The organism is Parashewanella hymeniacidonis, from assembly GCF_016900895.1.
GTDB lineage: Bacteria > Pseudomonadota > Gammaproteobacteria > Enterobacterales > Shewanellaceae > Parashewanella > Parashewanella hymeniacidonis.
Map to the genome: position 1 here is coordinate 1 of NZ_JAFEUN010000141.1, position 8,303 is coordinate 8,303.

Annotated in this window: 9 protein-coding genes and 2 pseudogenes; 5 read left to right on the top strand and 6 right to left on the bottom strand. The window is 37.6% G+C overall.

Annotated features, from left to right (window positions below):
* Positions 1-233: 233 nt before the first annotated feature.
* The 3 genes from JQC92_RS19560 to JQC92_RS19570 all read left to right on the top strand — a co-directional run bounded on the left by JQC92_RS19560 (position 234) and on the right by JQC92_RS19570 (position 3,383).
* Complete coding sequence (locus JQC92_RS19560; RefSeq protein WP_205001222.1) at positions 234-641, top strand: DUF3224 domain-containing protein; 408 nt, start codon at positions 234-236, stop codon at positions 639-641.
* A gap of 266 nt (positions 642-907) precedes the next feature.
* Positions 908-1,261, top strand: coding sequence for a VOC family protein (locus tag JQC92_RS19565; RefSeq protein ID WP_205001223.1), 354 nt, complete (start codon positions 908-910; stop codon positions 1,259-1,261).
* A gap of 112 nt (positions 1,262-1,373) precedes the next feature.
* The gene (locus tag JQC92_RS19570; RefSeq protein WP_205001224.1) at positions 1,374-3,383 is read left to right on the top strand and encodes a winged helix-turn-helix domain-containing protein; all 2,010 of its coding nucleotides are present in this window, start codon (positions 1,374-1,376) and stop codon (positions 3,381-3,383) included.
* Here the strand turns inward: JQC92_RS19570 and JQC92_RS19575 are convergent.
* Positions 3,354-4,496, bottom strand: coding sequence for an alpha/beta hydrolase-fold protein (locus JQC92_RS19575; RefSeq protein ID WP_205001225.1), 1,143 nt, complete (start codon positions 4,494-4,496; stop codon positions 3,354-3,356). The genes JQC92_RS19570 and JQC92_RS19575 overlap by 30 nt on opposite strands.
* Positions 4,497-4,716: 220 nt before the next feature.
* Here JQC92_RS19575 and JQC92_RS19580 point away from each other — a divergent pair, with 220 nt between their 5' ends.
* Entirely contained in the window at positions 4,717-5,016 is a 300-nt protein-coding gene (locus tag JQC92_RS19580) for a hypothetical protein (protein ID WP_205001226.1), read from the top strand.
* Between the two features lie 50 nt (positions 5,017-5,066).
* Here JQC92_RS19580 and bfr (JQC92_RS19585) read toward each other — a convergent pair whose 3' ends face one another.
* From bfr (JQC92_RS19585) to JQC92_RS19595, 3 genes are all read right to left on the bottom strand, one after another.
* Complete coding sequence (gene bfr / locus JQC92_RS19585; RefSeq protein ID WP_205001227.1) at positions 5,067-5,546, bottom strand: bacterioferritin; 480 nt, start codon at positions 5,544-5,546, stop codon at positions 5,067-5,069.
* A gap of 9 nt (positions 5,547-5,555) precedes the next feature.
* Entirely contained in the window at positions 5,556-6,029 is a 474-nt protein-coding gene (gene bfr / locus JQC92_RS19590) for a bacterioferritin (RefSeq protein ID WP_205001228.1), read from the bottom strand.
* 217 nt (positions 6,030-6,246) lie between these two features.
* Positions 6,247-6,510 (bottom strand): DUF3083 family protein, encoded by a 264-nt coding sequence (locus JQC92_RS19595; RefSeq protein ID WP_205001229.1) that lies wholly within the window; start codon positions 6,508-6,510, stop codon positions 6,247-6,249.
* Between the two features lie 38 nt (positions 6,511-6,548).
* Here JQC92_RS19595 and JQC92_RS23325 point away from each other — a divergent pair.
* Positions 6,549-6,666: pseudogene (locus JQC92_RS23325) on the top strand (SMR family transporter); the annotation flags it as partial.
* Between the two features lie 231 nt (positions 6,667-6,897).
* On the opposite strand, the gene JQC92_RS19605 reads toward JQC92_RS23325, so the two are convergent.
* Positions 6,898-7,077, bottom strand: coding sequence for a DUF6435 family protein (locus JQC92_RS19605; protein WP_205001231.1), 180 nt, complete (start codon positions 7,075-7,077; stop codon positions 6,898-6,900).
* Positions 7,078-7,702: 625 nt separating this feature from the next.
* Positions 7,703-8,184, bottom strand: a pseudogene (locus tag JQC92_RS19610) (aldehyde dehydrogenase family protein); the annotation flags it as partial.
* Between the last annotated feature and the right edge of the window lie 119 nt (positions 8,185-8,303).

Consider the following 8,303-nt stretch of genomic DNA (forward strand, 5'->3'; position numbering starts at 1 on the left):
CTGAAGGCCATCTGAGATTGATTAGGAAGCTTAAACAGACTGATTCATCATAAAACCATGTTACAAATTCTTCCCAATCCCTCGGGTAATCAATACCTGCTTGCAACAATTGTGAAGGCTTTGCCATTCCTATATATTGACATAGGTGCAGCTAAGTGGATAGCCCTTTTTTATGCACAGTATTATTGATCTGTAATAAATTTCACATTTTTTCTCAATAGAAAGGAACCGTAATGAAAATAACTGGGACATTTGATGTATCACTTGAGCCGATGGATACTTACACGAAAGGTGTCGAGGGAAATAATCTAGGCCGTATGTCGATCAACAAGCGCTTTCATGGTGAGCTCTCTGCTGAGAGCAAAGGTGAAATGTTGTCTGTTATGAGCTCTGTTAAAGGATCTGCAGGTTACGTAGCAATTGAACAAGTGTCCGGTAGTTTATCAGGAAAATCTGGGCATTTTATTTTGCAACACTTTGGTGTTATGGAAAGCGGTCAAGATAAGCTTATACTTGAAGTAGTGCCAAATTCAGGAACCAGTGATTTGACTGGATTAACGGGAAAAATGAAGATTCGTATCGAAAATGGCCAACATTATTATGATTTTGAATATTCAGGGGTTTATACCCATGATACCTGAAGATGCTCGATTTCAGCGAGAATGCACAACTTGTTAATCAAGGCGACAGTGCGGCAATAGTGAGCAATTGTTAGCACTGGCAACGAAGAGTAACAAGCTGTGCAACTCGCACTGCGTGGACTTCTCAGCGCCAATTCTTCTTTGTTACATTAGCTCGAAAGAATCCCGATATTCCTTCGCTAATGCGCCTCAAAGAATTGGCGCTGAAAAAGTCCTGAAACATGCATCTTCAAGTATCATGGGTATAATACTAAAAGGAATTAGGCATGAGCCAACATGAGAAATTAAACTACGTTGAGTTACCGTCACAAAATTTATCAGCAACAAAATCTTTTTTTCATTCAGTTTTTGATTGGGAGTTTGTTGATTACGGTGATGAGTACTCTGCATTTTCAAATCAAGGAATAGATGGTGGGTTTTATCAAGCAGATCATGCTAACACTACCGAGGCTGGTGGTGCGTTATTAGTGTTTTATAGCGATGATATTCAGGCGACACAAGATAAAGTTACTGCAAACGGTGGTGAAATTATTCGTCCTGTTTTTGAATTCCCGGGTGGCTGTCGCTTTCATTTTACAGAGCCAAGTGGAAATGAATTCGCTGTTTGGTCACAAACATAGTAGTTCAAGCTGTTGATTCACTATAAAGCCCTGAAAAGGGCTTTTTTGATCTTGTTTTTAACTTCAAATCGCTATCTAATTAAATGCATTAGGGAAATAATGATAATAAATAATGCAAAGTAGCTGGATTGCAGATAAAAAAGTTGATTGGGTAAGGCACGAAATACATCATCAGGGCAAAGTAGAAGCTGTCGAGCCCAAACTGTGTGCCGTTTTGAAAGTGTTGGTGAACGCCCAAGGTGAAATAGTTAGTCAACAAGAGTTATTGGACCAAGTTTGGCAAGGAACTCTTGTTGCAAACAATACGGTTCAAAGGTGCATTGCTCAACTTCGAAAGTTATTCGACGATTCGGCCAAGAAACAACTTGTTATTAAAACCCACCCTAAATTGGGGTACAGCATTAACCCTGTTTGTTTAAATGCTCCTGAACCTCTTCAGCTAACAATAGCTGATAAGAATGAAGCAGCTAATAACAAAAAAAGCAAAGAAATCCGACCGTTTATTTACCTAGCATTGCTGTTTGTTTTTTTAGTCCCTACAACTATTTTTTATTGGTTGGATGGCACTCATTCTCCAATAAGTTATTCCAAACAATACTTCTCTTCGATTGAGCCCATTGATATTCAGATGTCAAAAATCTCATCGGTTACAGCTTCTGATGATCTCAGTAAATTGGCTTATACAAAAAAGGTAAAAGATGGTCGTTGGCAACTTATTATCAAAAACAGATTCAATGAGAGTGTGACGAATTATCTTTTTGATGGTGAAATATTGGGAAAGGTTTCATTCTCTTCTCCCACTACGGTGTTGCTATCAAAGGTTAAGCATTTCAGAGCTGGTAAATGCAGTGAAATTATTGAGTTCGATTTAATAAATAAATTCGAGTCAGTACTTATGGGGTGCACACAGTTTTTTAATCATTCAGCGGTTGTGTTCGATGATGAGCACATAATCTTCGAACAGCAAGATAAACTTAGACAATCATCATTATTACTGTGGAATAGTAAAACACAGCAAATGAAAGCCGTAGTCACAGATAATGTCTCTAATTGGGCTTTTGGTAAGACTAAAAAAACACTTGCTTATGTGTCGGAGCCTGAAAATAAAATAGTAGAATTAACGTTCAAAGACAATCATCAGTTATTACGGAAAAGCAATTATACAGCTCCTCATATTATTAACTCAGTGTCTTTTACACCAACTCATCAGCTAATCGCAGCGAGTCGTAACTCAATTTATTTGTTCAATGAGGGCGAAGTTATTGAGCATCAGCACCTTGATACAGGTTCCATAAGACAAGTTTTGTCACTCACTGATGACTCTGTTGTATTGTTGATTAGTTCACCAATGCAGCAAGTTGTGTGGGAGCAAGCTGCTAAAACTGAGAAGGTGGGTACTCAATCATCCTATAATCATCACGCACACTTAAAGCCTAATACAGAATTCATGAGTTTCTTAAGTAACAAATCAGGCTCATCACAAATTTGGTTGCGAAGGGGAGACAATGAATATCGGCTTACTAACCATCCAAGGGTAATTGACGATTATATTTGGAGCTTATCAGGCGATACCTTGTTCTTTTTGTCTGATAACCATATATGGAAAACCAATCTCATCTCTCCTCCAGAAAAGCTTGAGCTTTCGTTCGATGTTAAACGCCTGTTGCAGTTTACGTCTTCAAACCAAATGTTGATTTTGAATAGTGGTAAAGAAGATAACTACCAAGTGAGCGAAGTGAGCATAAATCAACTCAGTGATGAGGTTGTGCATGAAGGTGATATTGAGTGGGCGCAGAAAATAAACGATATGCTGTTGTTTAATGATCGAGCTGGCAAGGTGTTCAGTTTAGATTTAAATTCCGGCCACATTCAGTCTTTTCAACCTTATGAGCAATTCCGGTTACAAAGTGAAATGCTTGCGATTGATGACAGGTTTTATGTGCAAGATAAACAGTGCAATATCTGGCGATTTAAGCCAAACCAACAGCCTGAAATCTACGACAAATATACTGAAGAAACGCCATTTTTAACGGACTACGTACCGCAAACAAAGTCAAAAATGGCGAATGGTTTTCACAGTAGCACGGATAAACTATTGCTGCTCAAAACCACTGAGTTTTGAGTTTAAATAAGCAATAGCTTCTTCATTTTTTTGTGACTTAGCTTGCTTGATGGCTGTTTTTAACATTGCCTTTGCTTCAGGCTGCATAGAAAAAGATTGAAAGGCGTCTGCTAAGCGCACTTTATAATAAATATTGTCAGGCTTTCTTTCTATAAGCAGTTTAAGAAGTTGGATTGAGTGCTTATTTTTTTGATCAGTAAAGTGTGCTGCCAGAGTCTCGATTGCTGCCGCACTTGAAACTCTAGCTCCGTATTTTTTAGATAGGCTTTGAAAGTAGTCGTCAATTGCATTAACCCCGTGTTGTTTGTATAAATCAGCCAATTGACTCTGAGATGGTGTTCTATCTGAGAATAGTGCCGTTAACGCTTGCGTAAGTGACGTTACCGGTGGCTGCAAATAAAACTCATCATGATTATCGATGAATGTGAGTGATCTTTCTTGCTGCCTTGTCTGTAAGTGAGATTTAAGGTTTTGGAATAAGGGGGCGTTTTCTTCGAAACTTCCTAAAGATACATACAAAGATTTGTGTTTATAGTTTGATTCATTTTTTGTAGTTTTAAAACTCGCTACAAGTTTATTCTTATTCAATACGAGAGCCGGACTTAGACTGATGTAGCTTTGAAACAATTCAGGTTGATGTTGGTAAACATAGAGTGGAAAGTTACCATATGATGAAAAGCCTTCAAGAATTCGAAATGGCTGAGTTCGATACTTGTCATTGATGAACGGTATAAGTGTTTCTCCAAGCCATTGGGTGGTCGCTTTATCAAACTTGCCAGAAGCACCGTCATCTTTAAACATCTCGATGCCTTCATTAATGGTCGGGACGGTTACAATAATCAATTGTGGAATAGGGCTCCAATCAACATGGGTGAGCCAATCTAACATTGGTGCCATCATATTTAATCGTCGAGTACCTGCGGTAGTATAGAGAACAGGGTAAGTGCTTTTCGACTCATTATAGGCTTCTGGTAAGAAAACTTTTACTGTTTCTGTAATGTTCGATTTAGGAAATTTGAACTCATGGTTGTGTTCATTTGAGGCAGAAAATCCATTCTTTAAAAAAATGGTGGAAAGTAAGAAAGTTAAAACCAGTTTGATAGATGTACGCATAATTTTTCCATTTTCAAATTAAAACAACACCATGAAATAGATAGGTTGGTAATACTTGATTTATTCCAGATAAATAGCTGATTTTTTCCTGATGAAGCATTGTGTGCCTTATCTAACTGATTGGAAAAACTGTGTTTACTGAGAAAATGCTGTTTTAAATTGAATAGTGAATCAGGCTGTACTATTTTTGATAGGATAAATATCAAAATGGAGTTCAATCATGGATAGATTAAGCGCTGCAAAAGAAAGTTTTCAACAACATTTAGAAACGTACAATGAAACGACCAAATCAAAACCGCTTTCGATCACTGAACTCAATGAAGCAGAGCTTTCAAAGCTCTTGGATACAGTGACATTGAGAGAATCAATTGAACAACGCCGAACAGGCAAAACCACTAAAGCTAATTCAGATTTTAAAGCTAATATTGCTGACTTATTACTGTTACTTGATGGTTTTGATATTAAGCAAAAGAAAGCGGCTGCAGCTGGTAAATTAGAAGAGGCTGAAGAAGTAAGCTAACTTTTGGTCAAGAAAAGTCTGCACATAAAAAATGTGCAGACTAATGAGCATTAAACGTTTGCGTCCATTTGTGACTGAACATAGTTTTGTAATCCAAGCTTTTCAATTAACCCCAAATGCTGTTCAAGCCAAAAAATGTGATCCATTTCAGTATCATCTAACAGTTTTTGTAAAATTAAACGAGTTTCATAGTCACGTTCTTGTTCGCAAACGGCAATAAGGTTTTTCAAACTTTTTGCAACGGTTCGTTCAGCTTCAAGATCGTTGCTTAACATCTGGCTGACGTTGTTGCCAATGTGTATTTTCTCTCTCGAAGCTGTGTCAGGGCTGCCCTCTAGAAATAAAATTCGTTCTATCAGAAGGTTTGAGTGAGCCAACTCTTCTTCATATTCGTGAGTGAGCTTTTGATGCAGCTTATTTATCCCCCAGTCTTCATAAATTTTTGAATGAGCGAGATATTGATCCATCGATGTGAGTTCAAGGGTTAATTGCTTATTCAATAGGTCGATGACCTTGTCATTGCCTTTCATAGTATCCCCTTACTCTTCTTCAAGATTAGATTGTAGATAGTTCTGAATGCCGACGTTACTGATGAGTATTTGCTGAGTTTCAATCCAATCAACATGGTCTTCTTCGTATTGTAAAATCTCTTCAAGTAAATCACGGCTTACATAATCATTTTCGTTTTCAAAAAGCTCGATAGACTCACGAAGCAGTGTTAATTGATCCATTTGAAGTGAAATATCACATGCCAACATTTCTTCTGTGTGCTCACCAATCCTAAGTCTCTCCAAGTGCTGGAGGTTGGGTAAGCCTTCTAAAAACAGAATACGCTCGATAAGTTTGTCTGCTTGCTTCATATCCTCAATAGATTTTTTGTATGCTTTTTCATTGAGTTGTTCAAATCCCCAGTTTTTGAACATTCTCGCATGCAAGAAATATTGATTGATAGAAGTGAGCTCGAACGTAAGTACTTTATTGAGTGCAGACAGGATTGCCTTGTTTGTTTTCATAACAACAACCTTAAAAGACAAAGTAATAGAAAACGATACCTTCATTAGAGGGCGATAGAGAGTACTCTGCAAGACGATTTTCTTATAGCCAATACGCATATGTTATGTTTCAAAGATAACAAAAATAAGAGTGATTCTTGTTGGTGAAGCTGATTGAAAATTAATCGTATTTTGAAATAGGGAAAATGAAGAAAGCAGCTATAGAGTCGTTCCATCGCTAGTTATATTGACTATTGTTTGGACGGGTAAGAGACTTTGTTTCAATCGAAGTTAAGTAGTGGTCTTGAATCGTGTTATATAAGTTCGATAAGACACCTTCACAATTCATTAAAGCATTTCTAAGTTTTCTGTTAATCGGTAAGTTAACTGTCACATAGGGCAAAGAACTGTGTTCATTCGGTAATGTACAGTCTCTAGATCTATATAACGCCACAATGTTTCGCAATTTAAACCCATATGATTCTGACGTGGTCATATCCATTAGACCACGTCACTGCAAATGGATTCAAAGAAATCATACCAAGTGGAATAGTTTCCGTGGGCTATGCTGTGGCTTTCTACTGTTTGTCACTTGTACTTAAGACACTTCCAATTGGCATTGCGTATGCGATCTGGTCGGGACTCGGTGTTGTACTTATTGCTGTTGTTGAATCTATTTATACGGCCAAAAATTGGATTAAGCTGCGATATTAGAGGATCTCCCTTATCATTAGTGGTGTTATTGTTATGAATCTTTTTTCAAATACAGTCAGCCACGAGAAGTCAAAAATAATATCGACGAAGTATAAACAGTTCAACCGGACAAATACTGTTGGCTTTTTGTCGCTGCGCACCAAAGTTTCAACCTAGCACTAATGAGTTGTTTGCTTTATGCTTTTGCAGAGGCTTCTAGTTCTAAAATTTGTACTTTTATTTTTTCAGCTTCAGCCGTGATCATTGCGTAGGATTTTATATCGCCTTTACGCTGAGCATGCATGGCTTCTTCAAGTTTACTTTCGTACAGTTTGTCTAACTTTTTAATTGGATCTCGCTTAAATATTGAAAACATTTTGATTCACCTTTAGTTTGATATCTAGGCTATACGTTATGAAATGTGTTTCGGTTTTCAATAATTTATTCAGTTGAAATAGAAGTACAAAAAATCACTCAATAAGGATACTCAAAAATACAAATATAATTGCTCTGTTTATTGGCACAACTCATCTTAACGAGGCTCGTTTATGATTGAAGTTTACCTCTATTTATACATGATTTTAGGCATTATTAGTCTGTTCAACCTCATTGCTACGGTGGTGGAATTTCGTACCTATTTCGAAAACAAAATGCGGCGAGTGTATCAATTACTGTTTATTTGGTTCGTTCCTTTTCTCAGCGCAATTCTTGCCATTTATCTCAATCGAAAAAATCATTTTACCAAAAAACCAAAAAACCAAAAAACCAAAAAACCAAAAAACCAAAAAACCAAAACGTAAAGTGGAAAATGACACCAGTATCAGTTACACCTATGCGGGGCCACTAGTGGGTTAATTGACCAAATAGTTTTGGTTAATAGTGCGAAGCTTGCTGCTGTTAGCCTTGAGTATCTATTACTTCTCATGTCAGGGCTTCTACATTGAAACCTTTTCTATATCGGCCTTTATTCCTTAGTAAAATAAAGGCCGTGATTAGAAACTCTAAAAGAATCCTAACGGGTTAACATCATAGCTCACCAATAAGTTCTTAGTTTGCAGATAATGTTCTAGAGCCATTTTATGGGTTTCGCGGCAGACACCTGATTTTTTATAACCTCCAAATGCCGCGTGGGCTGAATGTAGAAACCATTTTGATGCTCGGTATCGACGGTTTCAACTTCGCCGCCGAGTTACACTTTTGCGCCTTCTTGTTGCCCAATAGCAATGTAGCCTATGATTTTATCAAATTGCGCATGTGGTGCTTGTGCAACAACCATGGTTTCGGTGTTAAGCAGGTTACCACGTACGATCGCTTTAGAACGGTCAATGACTTTTTCAATGAACTGCGGGTAAATGTCTTCGTGAACAAATAAACGTGACGGGCAAGTACACACTTCCCCTTGAATGAAATAGGCGAGCACCACACCTTCAATGCATTTGCTTAGGTATTCATCTTCATGATCCATCACATCTTTAAAGAATACCCGATGTGTGATTTTATAACTTATGAAAAATAGCTCTGCCGTCATTCCTGCGAAGGCAGGAATCCAGCGACTTTTTCTTTTTTAGGCAATAAGTCACTGGATTCCCGCTAACAACATAC

What these genes read in the sequence shown, in the direction of transcription:
- JQC92_RS19560 (WP_205001222.1), top strand. Translation starts at nt 234, where the DNA reads ATGAAAATAACTGGGACATTTGATGTATCACTTGAGCCGATGGATACT.
- JQC92_RS19565 (WP_205001223.1), top strand. Translation starts at nt 908, where the DNA reads ATGAGCCAACATGAGAAATTAAACTACGTTGAGTTACCGTCACAAAAT.
- JQC92_RS19570 (WP_205001224.1), top strand. Translation starts at nt 1,374, where the DNA reads ATGCAAAGTAGCTGGATTGCAGATAAAAAAGTTGATTGGGTAAGGCAC.
- JQC92_RS19575 (WP_205001225.1), bottom strand. Translation starts at nt 4,496, where the DNA reads ATGCGTACATCTATCAAACTGGTTTTAACTTTCTTACTTTCCACCATT.
- JQC92_RS19580 (WP_205001226.1), top strand. Translation starts at nt 4,717, where the DNA reads ATGGATAGATTAAGCGCTGCAAAAGAAAGTTTTCAACAACATTTAGAA.
- bfr (WP_205001227.1), bottom strand. Translation starts at nt 5,546, where the DNA reads ATGAAAGGCAATGACAAGGTCATCGACCTATTGAATAAGCAATTAACC.
- bfr (WP_205001228.1), bottom strand. Translation starts at nt 6,029, where the DNA reads ATGAAAACAAACAAGGCAATCCTGTCTGCACTCAATAAAGTACTTACG.
- JQC92_RS19595 (WP_205001229.1), bottom strand. Translation starts at nt 6,510, where the DNA reads ATGGATATGACCACGTCAGAATCATATGGGTTTAAATTGCGAAACATT.
- JQC92_RS19605 (WP_205001231.1), bottom strand. Translation starts at nt 7,077, where the DNA reads ATGTTTTCAATATTTAAGCGAGATCCAATTAAAAAGTTAGACAAACTG.